Origin of the sequence: Pseudomonas piscis (assembly GCF_009380155.1) — a bacterium.
Taxonomy (GTDB): domain Bacteria; phylum Pseudomonadota; class Gammaproteobacteria; order Pseudomonadales; family Pseudomonadaceae; genus Aquipseudomonas; species Aquipseudomonas piscis.
In genome coordinates this window covers 464725-481485 of record NZ_WHUV01000004.1, presented here as the reverse complement: position 1 = coordinate 481485, position 16761 = coordinate 464725, and the positions used below count along the sequence as shown (strand labels likewise).

Annotated in this window: 16 protein-coding genes; 3 read left to right on the top strand and 13 right to left on the bottom strand. The window is 63.0% G+C overall.

Features of this window, described 5'->3' with window-relative positions; translation table 11 throughout:
- Positions 1–42: 42 nt before the first annotated feature.
- The 9 genes from hflC to GDH07_RS24010 all read right to left on the bottom strand — a co-directional run bounded on the left by hflC (position 43) and on the right by GDH07_RS24010 (position 9484).
- A complete protein-coding gene (gene hflC, locus GDH07_RS24050; protein WP_022641567.1) occupies positions 43–912 on the bottom strand; it encodes a protease modulator HflC in 870 nt (289 codons plus the stop codon).
- The gene (gene hflK / locus GDH07_RS24045; RefSeq protein ID WP_152899109.1) at positions 912–2090 is read right to left on the bottom strand and encodes an FtsH protease activity modulator HflK; all 1179 of its coding nucleotides are present in this window, start codon (positions 2088–2090) and stop codon (positions 912–914) included. Before hflK ends, hflC begins: the two co-directional genes overlap by 1 nt.
- 96 nt (positions 2091–2186) lie before the next feature.
- The gene (gene hflX, locus GDH07_RS24040) at positions 2187–3488 is read right to left on the bottom strand and encodes a ribosome rescue GTPase HflX (RefSeq protein WP_022641367.1); all 1302 of its coding nucleotides are present in this window, start codon (positions 3486–3488) and stop codon (positions 2187–2189) included.
- A gap of 12 nt (positions 3489–3500) precedes the next feature.
- Complete coding sequence (hfq, locus tag GDH07_RS24035; RefSeq protein ID WP_007921378.1) at positions 3501–3761, bottom strand: RNA chaperone Hfq; 261 nt, start codon at positions 3759–3761, stop codon at positions 3501–3503.
- Between the two features lie 92 nt (positions 3762–3853).
- Positions 3854–4825 (bottom strand): tRNA (adenosine(37)-N6)-dimethylallyltransferase MiaA, encoded by a 972-nt coding sequence (gene miaA / locus GDH07_RS24030; RefSeq protein WP_152899108.1) that lies wholly within the window; start codon positions 4823–4825, stop codon positions 3854–3856.
- Positions 4825–6738 (bottom strand): DNA mismatch repair endonuclease MutL, encoded by a 1914-nt coding sequence (gene mutL, locus GDH07_RS24025; RefSeq protein WP_152899107.1) that lies wholly within the window; start codon positions 6736–6738, stop codon positions 4825–4827. Before mutL ends, miaA begins: the two co-directional genes overlap by 1 nt.
- The gene (locus GDH07_RS24020) at positions 6735–8162 is read right to left on the bottom strand and encodes an N-acetylmuramoyl-L-alanine amidase (RefSeq protein WP_201770013.1); all 1428 of its coding nucleotides are present in this window, start codon (positions 8160–8162) and stop codon (positions 6735–6737) included. The genes mutL and GDH07_RS24020 overlap by 4 nt, the downstream gene beginning before the upstream one ends.
- A gap of 3 nt (positions 8163–8165) precedes the next feature.
- Positions 8166–8636: a tRNA (adenosine(37)-N6)-threonylcarbamoyltransferase complex ATPase subunit type 1 TsaE gene (gene tsaE, locus GDH07_RS24015; RefSeq protein WP_031320622.1), complete on the bottom strand. Its 471-nt coding sequence runs from the start codon at positions 8634–8636 to the stop codon at positions 8166–8168.
- Positions 8624–9484, bottom strand: a complete 861-nt coding sequence (locus GDH07_RS24010) for an NAD(P)H-hydrate dehydratase (protein WP_053132355.1) — start codon at positions 9482–9484, stop codon at positions 8624–8626. Before GDH07_RS24010 ends, tsaE begins: the two co-directional genes overlap by 13 nt.
- 64 nt (positions 9485–9548) lie before the next feature.
- Here GDH07_RS24010 and queG point away from each other — a divergent pair, with 64 nt between their 5' ends.
- Entirely contained in the window at positions 9549–10628 is a 1080-nt protein-coding gene (gene queG / locus GDH07_RS24005) for a tRNA epoxyqueuosine(34) reductase QueG (RefSeq protein ID WP_053132359.1), read from the top strand.
- On the opposite strand, the gene GDH07_RS24000 is transcribed toward queG, so the two are convergent.
- Together GDH07_RS24000 and orn are read right to left on the bottom strand one after the other, a co-directional pair.
- Entirely contained in the window at positions 10610–11221 is a 612-nt protein-coding gene (locus tag GDH07_RS24000; protein ID WP_022641361.1) for a trimeric intracellular cation channel family protein, read from the bottom strand. The genes queG and GDH07_RS24000 overlap by 19 nt on opposite strands.
- 102 nt (positions 11222–11323) lie before the next feature.
- Positions 11324–11866, bottom strand: a complete 543-nt coding sequence (gene orn, locus GDH07_RS23995; RefSeq protein ID WP_022641360.1) for an oligoribonuclease — start codon at positions 11864–11866, stop codon at positions 11324–11326.
- 108 nt (positions 11867–11974) lie between these two features.
- Here orn and rsgA point away from each other — a divergent pair, with 108 nt between their 5' ends.
- Positions 11975–13006, top strand: coding sequence for a small ribosomal subunit biogenesis GTPase RsgA (gene rsgA / locus GDH07_RS23990; protein ID WP_085595508.1), 1032 nt, complete (start codon positions 11975–11977; stop codon positions 13004–13006).
- Between the two features lie 72 nt (positions 13007–13078).
- Here the strand turns inward: rsgA and motB are convergent, their stop codons facing one another.
- Together motB and motA are read right to left on the bottom strand one after the other, a co-directional pair.
- Positions 13079–14185, bottom strand: coding sequence for a flagellar motor protein MotB (motB, locus tag GDH07_RS23985; protein WP_152899106.1), 1107 nt, complete (start codon positions 14183–14185; stop codon positions 13079–13081).
- 3 nt (positions 14186–14188) lie between these two features.
- Positions 14189–15040 (bottom strand): flagellar motor stator protein MotA, encoded by an 852-nt coding sequence (gene motA / locus GDH07_RS23980; protein WP_022641357.1) that lies wholly within the window; start codon positions 15038–15040, stop codon positions 14189–14191.
- 165 nt (positions 15041–15205) lie between these two features.
- On the opposite strand from motA, the gene GDH07_RS23975 reads away from it, so the two are divergent.
- A complete protein-coding gene (locus GDH07_RS23975) occupies positions 15206–16744 on the top strand; it encodes an HDOD domain-containing protein (RefSeq protein ID WP_152899105.1) in 1539 nt (512 codons plus the stop codon).
- Positions 16745–16761 lie beyond the last annotated feature (17 nt).

The window sequence follows — 16761 nt, the reverse complement described above, 5'->3', positions numbered from 1 at the left end:
CGTTTTAGCCGCCCGGCGGGGTGCCCTTGGGTCAAGGGCGGATCAAGGCTTGGACTTTTCCAGGTAGTGGAAGAAGTCGCTGCTCGGATCCAGGACCATGACGTCGGATTTGTTCGCGAAGCTTTCACGGTAGGCTCGCAGGCTACGGTAGAACGCGTAGAACTCCTGGTCCTGGCCGTAGGCCTTGGCATAGATAGCCGCAGCCTGGGCATCGCCATCACCGCGCGCCTCTTCGGACTCACGATAGGCTTCGGCCAGCAGTACACGGCGCTGACGATCGGCGTCGGCACGGATACCTTCGGCCAGCTCGTTACCCTTGGCACGATGCTCGCGAGCCTCACGCTCACGTTCGGTGCTCATCCGCTCGAACACGCTGCGGTTCACTTCCTTGGGCAGGTCGATAGCCTTGACCCGGACATCCACGACTTCGATGCCCAGTTCCTTCTCCGCCATCTTGTTCAGCGAGCCGGTGATGTCGGCCATCAGCGCATCGCGCTCGCCCGACACCACTTCGTGCAGGGTGCGCTTACCGAACTGGTCGCGCAGGCCCGATTCCAGACGGCGGGACAGGCGCTCGTCAGCGATCTGCTTGAGACCGGAAGTCGCGGTGTAGAAACGCTCGGCGTCCTTCACCCGCCACTTGGCATAGGCATCCACCATCACCGCTTTCTTTTCCAGGGTCAGGAAGCGCTGAGTCGGTGCATCCAGGGTCATCAGGCGTGCATCGAACTTACGCACCTGGTTCACGTAGGGCACTTTCACATGCAGGCCAGGCTGGACATCGGCCTGGACCACACGACCGAACTGCAGCAACACCGCGCGCTCGGTCTGAGCCACGATGTAGAAGCTGTTCCAGGCAACCACCGCCACGACTACACCCACGATCAGGGCGATCAGCGATTTATTGCTCATCAGCGACTCTCCCTAGAACGCGTCTGCTGCTGTTGCTGCATATGCTCAACCGCCGCGCGCGCATTCGCTTCATTGCTGGAGGTAGAAGCAGAGCCCGCTACCGGGGAGCCACCGCTACGACCACTGTCGATCATCTTGTCCAGCGGCAGGTACAGCAGGTTGTTCTGCCCGCCCTTGCCACCGGTCACCAGCACCTTGCTGGTATTGCTGAAGACTTCCTGCATGGTGTCCAGGTACAGGCGCTGGCGAGTGACCTCTGGCGCCTTGCGGTACTCGGCGACCAGCTTGGTGAAGCGATCGGCCTCACCCTTGGCGCGCGAGACCACCTCGTCGCGGTAACCGTTGGCATCCTCGAGAATGCGCTGGGCCTGACCGCGAGCTTCAGGAACCACGCCGTTGGCGTAAGTTTCAGCCTGGTTGCGCGAACGCTGCTCATCTTCACGAGCACGGATCACGTCGTCGAAGGCTTCCTGCACTTCACGCGGGGCCGCCGCGCTCTGCACGTTCACCTGGGTCACGGTGATACCGGTGCGATAGTTGTCGAGGAAACGCTGCAGACGCTCCTTGATCTCGCTGGCCATGAGTTCACGACCCTCGGTCAACACCTGGTCCATGGCGGTGGAGCCCACCACATGGCGCAGGGCACTGTCGGTCGCGTGCTGCAGACTGATCTCCGGCTGGTCGACGTTCAGCACGAAGTCCTGCAGGTTACTGATCTTGTACTGCACGGTCAGCGGCACCTCGACGATGTTCTCGTCCTCGGTCAGCATCTGGCCCTGCTTGGTGTAGGCACGCTCACGCGTGACGTTTTCCATGTACTTGCGATCGATCGGCGGGAAATAGATGTTCAGGCCCGGGCCAACGGTCTCGTAATACTTGCCGAAGCGCAGCACCACGGCCTGCTCCTGCTCGTCGACGACGTAGACGGCGCTGTACAGCCATGCCGCCGCCAACACCACAAGACCAATGCCCAGCAAGCCGAAACCACCGCCCTTGCCGGAGCTGGGGCCGTCATCACCACGTTTCTTACCACCACCGAACAACCCATTCAGGCTTTCCTGCAGCTTACGGAAGGCCTCGTCGAGATCTGGCGGGCCCTTGCGATCGCCGTTATTGCGGCGCTTACCGCCCCAAGGGTCCTGATTATTCGAGTTGCCACCCGGCTCATTCCAAGCCATAGCGCTCTCCATCTGATAAAGCAAAGACGCGCCCACGGCGCGCCGGCCAATGCTACAGAATGCCTGCTACAGCGGCACAACCGCATGCCCAGGCTTTTATTGCAAAGTGTGTTGCTCGATGAAGTCCGACGGTTGCCATCCTTCGCGACTGACCAGCCGATTCAACTCGGTACGGGGCAGGCGAACGGCCAGCAAACTGACACCCTCGTCGTCGTGGTCTTCTTTCTGCACAGCGTTCAACTGGAAAAACTGTGCTCGCAGTCGAGCAAAACGCTGGGGCAAGCGCAAGGTGCCCACGAACAAATCTTCACCCAAAAGCTCGGCGATGGCCTGCTTGAGCAGGTCAAGCCCTTGCCCGTCACGGGCCGAAAGCCAGACCCGCTGCGGCTTGCCATCGGGATCACGCTGGATCTGCGGCTCAACCCCCTCGAGCAAATCGAGTTTGTTATAGACCTCCAGGATCGGCAAGTCTTGAGCCCCGATCTCTCCCAGCACCACCATGACCTGCTCGATCTGGGCCATGCGCTCAGGCTCATGGGCGTCGATCACATGCAGCAGCAAGTCGGAGTTGCTCGACTCTTCGAGAGTCGCACGGAACGCCTCGACCAGTTTGTGCGGCAAGTGACGAATGAAGCCCACGGTATCGGCCAGCACGATCGGCCCCAAGTCATCCAGCTCAAGCCGGCGCAAGGTAGGGTCGAGGGTGGCGAAAAGCTGATCTGCCGCGTAGACATCGGACACGGTGACAGCGTTGAACAGGGTGGATTTACCGGCGTTGGTATAACCCACCAGCGATACCGAGGGGATATCGGCCCGTTTGCGGCCGCGACGAGCCTGCTCACGCTGGCTGCGGACCTTTTCCAGGCGCGCCTTGATCTGACGCAAACGCACTCGCAGCAGGCGTCGGTCGGTTTCCAGCTGGGTTTCCCCCGGACCACGCAGACCGATACCGCCTTTCTGTCGTTCGAGGTGAGTCCAGCCACGAACCAATCGGGTGCTCATGTGCTCAAGCTGGGCCAGTTCGACCTGGAGCTTGCCTTCATGAGTACGGGCTCGTTGAGCGAAGATATCGAGAATCAGCCCCGTGCGGTCGATCACGCGACACTCGAATGCGCGTTCGAGGTTGCGTTCCTGGCTGGGCGTGAGGACGTGATTGAAAATCACCAGGTCTACCTGTTCGGCTTTGACCAGGTCGCGCAATTCCTCGACCTTGCCGCTGCCAACCAGGTATTTGGCGGTTGGCCGATGACGCGGCACGCTGATAAACGCGACGGTCTCGGCGCCGGCCGATACTGCCAGCTCCTGAAACTCCTGCGGATCTTCGCGCGCCTCAGGGTCCTGACCTTCCAAGTGAACGAGGATGGCTCGCTCACCACCACCGTGGCGCTCAAAGAACAAAGGAGACTCCTATCAGGCGTTACCTGGCTCAGCGTCACCCTGTTCGGACTCGGATGCACTAGGCAGGCGAATCGGGCGAACTGGAACCACTGTCGAGATAGCGTGCTTGTACACCATCTGGCTGACGGTGTTTTTCAGCAGGATGACGAATTGGTCGAAGGACTCGATCGTACCTTGCAGCTTGATGCCGTTGACCAGATAGATGGAAACCCCAACTTTCTCTTTACGCAATGTATTCAAGTAAGGGTCTTGTAGCGAATGCCCTTTTGACATGTGCCGCACTCCTTTAAGGATCAATAATAAAAACCGGAAAACAGATGGCCAAAGCCGTCACACCCCCAAGGATAGACGGCAATTGCAAGGACTCAGCCCAATATGGAGATCGTCCCTAAGTATTTCAAGGCGCGTGGCAGATTGTCGCAATCCAAGCTGTCCAACCATTGCAGGCCGGACCAGCTGCGTAACCAGGTAAACTGGCGTTTCGCCAATTGGCGCGTGGCGATGATGCCCCGCTCCTGCATTTCGGCGAACGTCAACTTGCCATCCAGGTGATCCCAGACTTGGCGGTAGCCCACTGCACGTATAGACGGCAACCCGGCATGCAGGTCACTTCTGGAACGCAGAGCTACGACCTCATCGATGAATCCCTGTTCCAACATTTGTGTGAATCTTTGTGCAATACGTTGGTGCAGTACCTGGCGATTCGCCGGAGCGATGGCCAGATTGGCGACAGTATAGGGCAATTGGCCGTGTCCCGAAGCGCCTGCTTCGGTACTTTGCGCCAATTGACGCTGGCGATGGGCGGTCATCGTCAGGCCACTGGCCCGATAGACTTCCAATGCCCGGGTCAAACGCTGGGGATCATTGGGATGGATTCTCGCCGCGGACTCCGGGTCTACCGCCGCCAACTGGTCGTGCAGCGCCTGCCAACCAAGGCGCGCCGCCTCTTCTTCCAGCTCGGCGCGGATCTGCGGGTCCGCCGGCGGCATATCCGCCAGGCCTTCGAGCAGCGCCTTGTAATACAGCATGGTGCCCCCCACCAGCAGCGGGATTTTGCCCCGAGCGGTGATATCGGCCATCGCCGTCAGGGCATCGGTACGAAAATCCGCCGCCGAATAACTTTCGGCCGGGTCGAGGATATCGATCAGGCGATGGGGAAACTGCGCCAGCAGCTCCCTGGAGGGCTTGGCGGTACCAATATCCATGCCGCGATAGACCAGCGCCGAGTCGACACTGATCAATTCGCAGGGCAATACCTTGGTCAGCTCGATGGCCAGGTCGGTCTTGCCCGCCGCGGTCGGGCCCATCAGGAAAATCGCGGGAGGAAGCTGGGTCATCAACGGCCGCGCAAAAAGAGTTTGTCCAGGTCGTCCAGGCCCATCTGGGTCCAGGTCGGCCGGCCGTGGTTGCACTGGCCGCTACGCTCGGTGTTTTCCATGTCGCGCAGCAGTGCGTTCATCTCCGGGATGGCCAGGCGCCGATTGGCGCGCACGGCACCATGGCAGGCCATGGTTCCCAGTAATTCGTTGAGGTGGGCCTGGATACGATCACTGGTACCGTATTCCATCAGGTCCGCCAGTACGTCCTGCACCAGGCGGTTGGCCTCGGCCTGCTTGAGCAACGCGGGAATCTGCCGGATCGCCAGGCTCTCAGGACCCAGGCGCTGCAATTCGAAGCCCAGGCGCTGGAACCACTGGGAGTGCTCCTCGGCGCAATCGGCTTCGCGCTGGCTCAACGCCAACGACTCGGGCACCAACAACGGCTGGCCACTGAGCCCCTCGCTGGCCATGGCCACCTTCAGCCGTTCGTACATGATCCGCTCATGGGCGGCATGCATGTCCACCAGCACCAGGCCAATGGCGTTCTCGGCCAGGATATAGATGCCCTTGAGCTGGGCCAGGGCATACCCCAGGGGAGGGATGTCGCCCTGGCTTTCCGGCAACGCGCCGCTCGCGCTCGGGGCATTTTCCAGCGGCGCATAGAATTCGCGGTAGACCGCCTGGCTCTCCTCGGCATTCACTGGCTGCGCTGGGCGTGGCGTGTACTGATATTGATAACCCACACCCGCTGCGCTCGAGGAAAACGCCGGACGTTGCTCGCCCTGGGGCTGCTCGAGTACCGGCGAAGCCAGGCGCATCTCGCCCTGGGGCCCGAACTCACCAGCCTGCAGGCCGCTTGGGCGGACCATTTCGGCAGTCGAGGCAGGTGCCGCCAGCTGATCCTCCGGACGCACATCAGCCAAGGCCCGGTGCAGGGTGCCATACAGAAAGTCGTGGACCATCCGGCCTTCACGAAAGCGTACTTCGTGCTTGGTCGGATGCACGTTGACGTCGACCCCAGTAGGATCGAGCTCTAGGAACAGCACGAAAGTCGGGTGCCGGCCGTTGAACAGCACGTCACGGTAAGCCTGGCGCACCGCGTGGGCCACCAGCTTGTCGCGGACCGCGCGGCCGTTGACGAAGAAGTACTGCAGGTCCGCCTGGCTGCGCGAGAAGGTCGGCAAGCCGACCCAACCCCACAGGCGCAGGCCGTTGCGTTCGACTTCGATCGGCAGCGCCTGCTCGAGGAAGCCCGGACCGCAGATGGTGCCCACGCGCCGGGCCCGAGCCATCTCGTCGGCGGCCTCGTGCAGGCTGAAGATGGTCTTGCCATTGTGGCGCAGGTGAAAAGCCACGTCGAAGCGCGCCAGCGCCAGGCGCCGGATAACTTCCTGCAGGTGATCGAACTCGGTCTTCTCAGCCTTGAGGAACTTGCGCCGGGCCGGGGTATTAAAGAACAGGTCGCGCACTTCCACCGAGGTGCCGACCGGATGCGCCGCTGGCTGCACCCGCGGGGTCATGTCGCGGCCTTCAGTCTCCACCTGCCAGGCCTCGCTGGCCTCGGCAGTACGTGAAGTCAGGGTCAGCCGGGCCACCGAACTGATCGACGCCAAGGCCTCGCCGCGAAAACCGAGGCTGAGCACGCCTTCGAGATCTTCCAGCTCACGAATCTTGCTGGTGGCGTGACGTGCCAGGGCCAGCGGCAAGTCGTCAGGGGCGATACCACCGCCGTTATCACGTACCCGCAACAGCTTCACGCCACCTTGCTCGACCTCCACCTCGATCCGCCGGGCGCCGGAGTCAAGGCTGTTTTCCAGCAGTTCCTTGGCCACCGAGGCCGGGCGCTCGACCACCTCGCCGGCGGCGATCTGGTTGGCAAGGCGCGGGCTGAGCAGCTCGATGCGCGAACCGCCGACTACTGACTCACTCATTCCTTGGCCGCCAGTTCAGTACCGGGGATGGTCAGGACCTGCCCCACTTTCAATTCATCGCCCTTGAGGTTGTTGGCACTGCGCAAGGCAGCGGCCGGAACCTGGTAGCGCACCGCGATCATGGCCAGGGTTTCTCCCGGGTTGACCCGGTGGTCACGGGGACCCTGGGCGATCTTTCCGGAATCCCGCAGCCAGGCGATATAGGTGCCTGGGGGCGGATTCTGCTGGAAGAACTGCCGCACGCCGCTGCTGATGGAGCGCGCCAGGGCCTGCTGGTGGCTGGCGGTGGCCAGTTTCGAGGCCTCGTTGGAGTTGGAGATGAAGCCGGTCTCCACCAGGATCGAAGGAATGTCCGGCGACTTGAGCACCATGAACCCGGCCTGTTCCACCCGCTGCTTGTGCAGTGGCGTGACCCGGCCGATGTTGTTCAACACCTTCTGCCCGACGTTCAGGCTGGAGGTCAGGGATGCGGTCATCGACAGGTCCAGCAGTACCCCGGCCAGCATCCGGTCCTTGTCATCGAGGCTGACGTTGCCGGCACCACCGATCAAATCGGAACGGTTTTCGCTATCCGCCAGCCAGCGCGCGGTTTCCGAAGTGGCACCGCGCTCGGACAGGGCGAACACCGAGGCACCGAAAGCCGCCGTGGACGGCGCGGCGTCGGCGTGGATCGAAACGAACAGGTCGGCGCCCTTCTTGCGGGCGATCTCGGTCCGGCCACGCAGAGGAATGAAGTAGTCGCCGGTACGGGTCAACTCGGCACGGTAGCCCTTGACGCCGTTGATCTGGCGCTGCAGTTCGCGGGCGATGGACAGCACCACGTCCTTCTCGTGCTGGCCACGGGATCCGGACGCGCCCGGGTCCTCGCCGCCGTGACCGGCATCGATCACCACGATGATGTCGCGCTTGCCCGCCGGGGCCGGAGGCAGCTTTATCGCCGGTTCTGCCGGCGTGACAGGCACTGCCGGGACGGTAGCCACGGCTGGCGGCGGCGCAGTCGGTGGCGCTGCGTCGGCCGGGTTGTCGAACAGGTCGACCACCAGGCGGTTGCCGTACTGGGCATTGGGGGCCAGGGTGAAGCTCTTCGGCGTGACGGCCTTCTTCAGATCCACCACTACCCGCAGGTCCGTGGGAGTCCGCTGCGCCGAGCGCATGGCAGTGATCGGGGTATTGGCCGTGGCGACATTCAGCGAACCACCGAGGGTGGCGCCATTGATATCGATCACCAGGCGATCCGGGGCCGTGAGGGTAAAGACGCTGTGTTGAACCGGGCCGGAGAGGTCGAATACCAATCGCGTGTTATCCGGTGCCCGCCAGAGGCGGACGCTGCGAACCTGTGTAGCGGCCACAGCATCGACGGCCAATGCCGTAAGCAACAGTCCTACGACAGCAACCAACGCGCGAATGCGCATACCTAACCCCATCAATTATTTGAATTCCAACGCCAAAGCGGCACACCAGGACTCGCCTCGCGAGCCTTGGGACAATAGATGTACGCAACGCCCATTGTTTTGCGGGGTAATGGTAATGGTCAGGTCGGGCTTTGGCAAAAAGCCTGCACCGCGCTGGGGCCACTCCAGAAGGCACAGGGCATCGCCTTCGAAATAGTCGCGGATCCCCAGGTACTCCAGTTCCTCCGGATCGACCAGGCGATACAGGTCGAAGTGGAAGGCCCGCACCGCACCGATCTCGTAGGGCTCCACCAGGGTGAAGGTCGGGCTCTTCACCGCGCCGGTGTGCCCCAGGCCGCGGATGATCCCCCGGGACAAGGTAGTCTTGCCCGCCCCCAGGTCGCCTTCGAGAAAGATCACTCCCACGCCACCGGTGATTTGAGCAATGCGTGCACCAAATTCCACCATGGCCTGCTCGTCGGCCAGATAAAGGGTTAGCTCAGACACGGTGCTTGCTCCTCCAACAACTGACGAATGGCTGGAATCAGATCACTGGCCGCCAGCCCACGGCCCATTTTTCCTTGCTGCTCGCCGGCACTGGCATGCAGCCAGACCGCCAGGCAAGCTGCCTCGAACGCCGGCAGGCCCTGGGCCAGCAACGCGCCGAGCAAACCAGCCAGGACATCGCCCAGGCCGGCCGTAGCCATCGCCGGATGCCCGGCATCGCAGCGGGCCAAACGCCCATTGGGGCTGGCCACCAGGCTGCCCGCGCCCTTGAGCACCGCCACCACACCATACTTGCGACTCAAGGCAAGGGCCGCAGCCGGGCGATCGGCCTGGATATCCGCAGTGGCCAGCCCCAGCAGTCGCGCCGCTTCCCCCGGATGCGGGGTCATCACGCTGCCGCTCGGCACCTGCAGGCCACCCAGGGCCAGCAGGTTCAGGGCATCGGCATCCCAGACCTGGGGCAACGGTGCATTGGCCGCCGCCGACAGCAGGCTGCGCCCCCAGGCGCCCTGGCCCAGGCCAGGACCGGCGACCAACACCGTGGCCCGAGCCAGCAGCTCCATCAACTGGTTGGCCGAGTGCGTACCCAGGGTCATGACCTCGGGCAGCCGGGCGCCGGCTGCCGCCACGTGCTCGCTGCGAGTGGCCAGCGACACCAGGCCCGCACCGCTGCGCAAGGCACTTTCGGCCGCCAGCAGCGCAGCACCGGCAAAACCCCGGTCGCCACCGATCAACAGCACATGGCCGAACTGGCCTTTATGGGCATCCATTGGACGGGCAGCCAGACGCGGCAACTGACCGGCCGTCAGCAGTTGGATGTCTGGCAAGGGGTGTTTTGTCTGCGGCATGCGTCTTCCGGCTCCGATGTCTGGCAGAATTATACGCACCTCAGTAGTCGGTTTCTCTCGCCTCATGTCCGTCATCACCCAGGATCTTCCCGCCCTCGCCCAATCCATCAAGGACTGGGGCCGCGAACTGGGCTTCCAGCAAGTCGGCATCAGCGGCCTGGACCTTGCCGAACACGAAAGCCATCTGGAACGCTGGCTCGCCGCTGGCTACCACGGTGAAATGGAATACATGGGCGCCCACGGCAACAAACGCTCGCGCCCTGCGGAACTGGTGCCCGGCACCCTGCGCGTGGTTTCGCTGCGCATGGACTACCTGCCCGGCGACACCCAGATGGCCCAGCGCCTGGCCCAGCCGTCCAAGGCCTACGTCTCGCGCTATGCCCTGGGCCGCGACTACCACAAGCTGATCCGCAAGCGCGTGCAGCAACTGGCCGAGCGCATCCAGCAGGTCATCGGGCCCTTCGGCTACCGCGCCTTCGTCGACAGTGCGCCAGTGCTGGAAAAAGCCATTGCCGAACAGGCCGGCCTGGGCTGGATCGGCAAGAACACCCTGGTCCTCAACCGCAAGGCCGGCAGCTACTTCTTCCTCAGCGAACTGTTCGTCGACCTGCCGCTGCCAGTGGACGAGCCCCATGCCAGCGAGCATTGCGGGCGTTGCAGCGCCTGCCTGGATATCTGTCCGACCAACGCCTTCGTCGGCCCCTACCAGCTGGATGCCCGGCGCTGCATTTCCTACCTGACCATCGAGCTGAAGAACGCCATCCCCGAAGAATTGCGCCCGCTGATCGGCAACCGGGTATTTGGCTGCGACGACTGCCAGATCGTCTGCCCCTGGAACCGTTTCGCCCGCACCTCGGGCGAGGGCGACTTCAAGCCCCGGCACAACCTGGACAACGCCGAGCTGGCGGAGCTGTTCCTGTGGGATGAAGAGCAGTTTCTCAGCAGCACCGAAGGCTCACCGCTGCGGCGCGCCGGCTACGAGCGCTGGTTGCGCAACCTCGCGGTGGGCCTGGGCAACGCGCCGTCCACCATTCCAGTACTGGAGGCCCTCAAGGCCCGCCAGGACTACCCGTCGGAGTTGGTGCGCGAACATGTGCAGTGGGCCCTGGCCCAGCATGCCAGCCGTCAATGCTCGTCGTTGTAGACGAACTTGGGCATTTCCCAGTGAAAGCGAATCGCCAGCAAGCGCAGCAGGAAGCCGCCGAACAACGTGATCAGGATCGACTGTTCGCTGGGTAGTTGCAGGTAGATGCACAGCATGTAGCACCAGGCCGCGGCGAAGGACACGCTGGCGTACAGCTCACGACGGAAAATCAGCGGAATATCGTTGCAGAAGATATCCCGGAGAATGCCGCCGAAGACCCCGGTGATCACCCCGCTGACCGAAGCCACCAGCATGCCGTGGCCCATCTCCAGGGCCGTCATGCAGCCGATCAGGGTGAAGGCCACCAGACCGACCGCATCGAGCACCAAAAACAGCGAGCGCAGGTGGCGCATCAAGGGGGCGATGAAGATCGTCACCAGGGCCGCCACCGATGTCAGCACCAGGTACTCGGGATGCTTGACCCAGGTCAGGGGGTAATGTCCGAGAAGCACGTCGCGTACCGAACCGCCGCCCAGGGCGGTGACGCAGGCGATCAGCACCACGCCGAACCAGTCCATGCCGCGACGTCCGGCAGAAAGGGCGCCAGTCATGGCTTCGGCGGTAATGGCGATCAGATAAAGCATCAGCAACATGTTGGCGGTCCCTTCAAGAAGGCGCGCAGTCTACTCAGTTGGCGCGGGCACCAAAAGAGGGCGGCAGCGGGCGCGAGGCAACCCGCCCGCTCGCCTGCATGTTCAGAGCTTGATGAAGTGCTTGCGGTAGTGCTGCAGCTCGGCGATGGATTCGCGGATGTCATCCAGGGCCAGGTGAGTGCTGCCCTTCTTGAAGCTGTCGCGCACCTCGGGTGCCCAGCGGGCAGCCAGTTCCTTGAGGGTCGAGACGTCGAGGTTGCGGTAGTGGAAATAGCTTTCCAGGCTCTTCATGTGGCGATAGAGGAAGCGCCGGTCCTGGCAGATGCTGTTGCCACAGATCGGCGACTTGCCCTTGGGCACCCATTGCTCCAGGAAGGCGATGGTCTGGGCTTCGGCCTCGGCCATGTCGATGCGGCTTTCACGCACCCGCTGGGTCAGGCCGGAATTGCCGTGCTGGCGAGTGTTCCACTCATCCATGCCGGCAAGGATCTCGTCGCTCTGGTGGATGGCGATGACCGGTCCTTCAGCCAAGGTGTTCAGGTTGCTATCGGTGACAATGGTCGCCATCTCGATGATGACGTCGGTGTCGGGGTTCAGACCGGTCATTTCCAGATCGATCCAAATCAGGTTCTGCGGGTTCTGCATGGGTGGGCTCCTCGGCGTAGTTGCGCAGTTTAGCCTAGAGGGCCTGCCTGGCGTGCTAAACTCGCCGCCGTTTTACCCAATCGCCGTAATTATCGACACGGAACATCAATGGCCAAACGCCAGCTCAATCGTCGCCAGAACTGGCGCATCGAAAAGATCCAGGGTGAGCGCGCAGCCCGCGCCGCCAAACGTGAGTCCTCCGTCATGGAGGCGCTGGAAGGGGGCGACCTGGGTCCGGAACAGACCGGCCTGGTGATCGCCCACTTCGGCGTCCAGGTCGAAGTCGAGGCCCGCGAAGGCGAATTGGCCGGCCAGGTGTTTCGCTGCCACTTGCGGGCCAACCTGCCAGCGCTGGTGACCGGCGACCAGGTGGTCTGGCGCGCCGGCAACCAGGGCATAGGGGTGATCGTCGCCCAGCTGCCCCGCAGCACCGAGCTCTGCCGCCCCGACAGCCGTGGCCAGCTCAAGCCGGTAGCGGCCAACGTCGACATGATCGTGATCGTCTTCGCGCCCATGCCAGAACCCCACGCCAACCTCATCGACCGTTACCTGGTGGCCGCCGAGCACGCCGGGATCCGCCCCTTGCTGCTGCTGAACAAGGCCGACCTGATCGACGAGCAGAACGCCCCGGCGCTCAACGCCCTGCTGGCGGTCTATCGCCAGCTGGGCTATCCGCTGCTGGAAGTCTCGGCCCATCACGGCGACGGCATGGAGCAACTACAAGCGCTGCTCGATGGCCGCATCAGCGTGTTCGTCGGCCAGTCGGGGGTGGGCAAGTCGTCCCTGGTCAACAGCCTGCTGCCGGACGTCTTCACCCGGGTCGGCCCGCTGTCGGAGTTTTCCGGACAGGGCACCCACACCACCACCACCGCCCGGTTGTTCCACTTCCCCGGTGGCGGCGAACTGATCGACTCCCCCGGTATTCGTGAATTCGGCCTGGGCCACGTCAGCCGCGCCGACGTCGAAGCGGGTTTCATCGAGTTCAACGACCTGCTGGGCACCTGCCGCTTCCGTGACTGCAAGCACGACCGCGAGCCCGGCTGCGCCCTGCTCAAGGCCCTGGAAGATGGCCGCATCCAGCAACAGCGGATGAACAGCTACCGCTCGATCATCGCCAGCCTGCCCGACGACAGCTACTGACCCTGCCCCACGCAGAAACCACAAGGCCGCGATGATCGCGGCCTTGTGCTTTTTACCTGGCAGTTCCCGGTGTCACCGGGGCGCCGCTGCCGGCGCCGCAGGTGCAGGTGCAGGTGCAGGTGCAGGTGCAGGTGCAGGTGCAGGAGTCTGGCCCGCTGCGCCCTGCTCATCCATCTTCAGCACGCCGTCTTCGAAGATGTTCAGGCGCTGGCGCACTTCGTGGGCCGGCAGTGACTCGCTGCCCGGCGGCAAGGCGTGCGGATCGGCCGCTGCACCCGGTACTTCGCCAGGGGCTCCAGTGCCCTGGGTCGGCGCCGGAGTCTTCTGGTCGCCCTGTTCGCCCTCGATGGCGCGCTGGGCGCGCTTGGTCAGCACCACGATGTCGATACGCCGGTTGACCGGATTGAACGGATCCTTGCGATCGAACAGCGCCGAAGAAGCAAAACCCACTACCCGCGCCACTTGCGGATCAGGATAACCACCGGCCACCAGTGCTCGACGAGCGGCGTTGGCACGGTTGGCCGACAGCTCCCAGTTGCCGAACTCGCCACTGCCCGAATAAGGCGTGGCATCGGTATGGCCGCTGATGCTGATCTTGTTCGGCACCGCCTTGATGGTGTCGGCCATGGCCAGCAGGATGTCTTCGAAATACGGCTTCAGGCGGGCGCTGCCGGAGTCGAACATCGGCCGGTTCTCGGCGTCCATGATCTGGATGCGCAAGCCGTCAGGCGTGATCTCGAAAAGAATCTGGTCCTTGAACTTCTGCAGTTGGGGGTTTTCCTCGACCTTGTTCTGCAGCTCCTGCAGCAGCAGTTCGAGACGCTCGCGCTCGACCTGCTCGGCCATGCCCTCAACTTGCTCGGAGTCCACCGTGACCTTGTCCGGCTGGGGCTGGGACTGGATCTCGGGGTTCAGGGTGTTTTCCGGCGCCAGTTCCGGCGAGCCGCCCAGGTCGATGATGTAGGGCGTACCGCTTTCGGAAAAGCCGATCGGGTCCTTGAAGTAACCGGCGATGGCGATCTTCTGTTCCGGGGTGGCCGTGGACAACAGCCACAGCACCAGGAAGAACGCCATCATCGCCGTGGCGAAGTCGGCGAAGGCGATTTTCCAGGCGCCCCCGTGATGACCGCCAGCGAAGCGCTTGACGCGCTTGATGATAATCGGCTGATTGTTTTCCATGACTTAGCGACCGCGAACCGCTTGTTCCAGCTCGGCGAAGCTCGGACGATGCGCCGGGTACAGGACCTTGCGCCCGAACTCCACCGCCAGCGAAGGCGGCATGCCGGAAGCGGAGGCCACCAGGGATGCCTTGATGGCTTCGTAGACGTTCAGCTCTTCCTTGGCATCGTGGGCCAGGGAATGGGCCAGCGGACCGAAGAAACCATAGGCCGCGAGAATACCGAAGAAGGTACCTACCAGCGCCGCACCCACGTGCAGGCCGATGGACTTCTGGTCACCGTCGCCCAGGGACGCCATGGTCACCACGATACCCAGTACCGCCGCGACGATACCGAAACCGGGCATGCCGTCGGCGATGCCGGTTACCGCATGGGAGGGGTGCTCGAGTTCTTCCTTGAGGCTGAACAGCTCCATGTCGAACAGGCCTTCGAGCTCGTGGGGAGCCATGTTGCCGGAGGACATGATGCGCAGGTAATCACAGATGTAGGCGGTCATGCGCTCGTCTTTGAGCACCGCCGGGTACTTGGCGAAGATCGGGCTGGCTGCCGCGTCCTCGATGTCGCCCTCGATGGCCATCATGCCTTCGCGGCGGCTCTTGTTGAGGATCTCGTAGATCAGGCCCAACACTTCCAAGTAGAAGGTATGGGTGAAACGCGAGCTGAACATCCCCAGGGATTTCTTGACGACGTGCATCGTCATGTAGCCGGGGTTGGCCTGGAGGAACGCACCAAAGGCCGCACCACCGATGATCAACACCTCGAAAGGCTGGATCAGCGCTGCGATCTTGCCGTGGGAAAGCACGTATCCGCCGAGCACGCTAGCGAATACGACGATGATGCCGATGATTTTAGCCATAGATAGGAGAGTACTTATGAGTCGGGTTCAAGGTCATATTCGGAAGTTCTTAAAACTCTTCTTCTACTTATCGGCAAAACTGCGCCAGACTATAGCCAGTTAAGGTGAAAAGCCAGTTTGGCCCGCTCAGGGCGTGTTCACAGCAGACGATGATTGCGCCCGACCATGTCCAATGAAACCAGCACCCCGCACTCTGCCCCCAGCTCTCTAGAGGCCTGGCTCAAGCTTCTCGGCGCCGTGCGCCTGCCGGTGCCGCAAGCCAGCCACGACCGGGTCTGCAAGGCCATCGCCAACAACCGCAGTTCGCTGCGGGAAATCGCCGACCTGATGCAGAATAGCCCGGCATTGGCCCTCAGCGTGATCCGCGAGGCCAACCGGCACACCCATGGCAGCATGAGCGAGCCGGCGGAGAACCTGGAGATCGCGGTCAACCGCCTGGGCCTCAAGCGTACCCAGGAACTGCTGGAACAACTGCCGACCCTGCCCGAAGAGCAAATTCCCCAGGCCTTGCGGCAATTGCAGCTGATCAGCCAGCACGCCACCCAACAAGCCAACGGTTTCTTCGCCGGGCGCCTGGCCCGCTTGTGGCAGGACATCCACTGGGGCAGCCTGCTGTTCCTCTCTCCTCTATGGGCCATCGCCTTGAGCTACCCCAAGCTGATGGAAGAGTGGGAGCTGCGGGTCATCTACAAGCATGAGTCGGCGCGCAAGGTTGAACTGCAATTGTTCGGCGTACGCCTGATGGAGGTCTGCCAAGCCCTGGTTCAAGCCTGGCACCTGCCGATCTGGGTGCAACAGGGCTACCGCCTGCTGACCAGCGAGCAACACCTGCTGGCCAAGGTCATGCTGATCGCCCGCGACAGCGATAACCCGCTGCGCCAGCAACAGCGCCTGGACGACGACCCGGAGCTGCGGCGCTGGCTGAACCAGCCTGCCAACTGCGTCCTGCTGGCCAACGGCATGGCCCTGGCGGCGCAATTTTCCTGGAACAACCCCCACGGCCAACGCTGGCAGAACCTCACCGCCCTGTACCTGCAGATACCAGTCGCCGAGGTCCAGCAACAGTTGCACCAACAAGCAGCCAACAGCGCCCGCAACGACAGCCAGCCCGATCTCTGGCACCCGGCCCAGGCCCTGCTCTGGCCCTGGAACGCGCGCCGCCTGCACAACGGCGAGCTGCCGGCACCCGCGCCAACGCCCCTGGAACTGGCCAAGTGGCGCCAGCTGTGCAGCGAGCTGCTGCTCGAACCGAGTCCCTTCACCAATGCCGTGCACCTCACCGGGTTTGCCCGGGATGCCCTGGCGGCATGTGGCATGCGGCGGATCATGCTGCTGATGGTCGATCGCAGCCACAGCCAGTTGCGAGTGCAGCAGTTGCATGGCCTGCCCAGGGAAGCCGCCGGACTGAGCCTGCAAGCCAAGCAAAACCCGCTGCTACAGCGCTTGCTGGAGAAATCCGCGCAGATTCGCCTGACCCCGGACAACTATCGGCAATTCGCTCCCCACCTGCCCGGGGCCCTGCGCCAGTTGTTCCGTGGCGAGCACCTGCTGATCCGCTCGCTGTCCTGCAATGGTCGGGTTCTACTGCTGGCGATCGCCGACCAGGACGGCGTGCCCTTCGCCGAAACCAGCGTCCAGGCCTTCGGCAAGACCGCCCAGTGCATCGAGAAGGCCTTGCACAGCTTTACCAACCGCAGCCAGTAACGCTTGCGCTACAATTC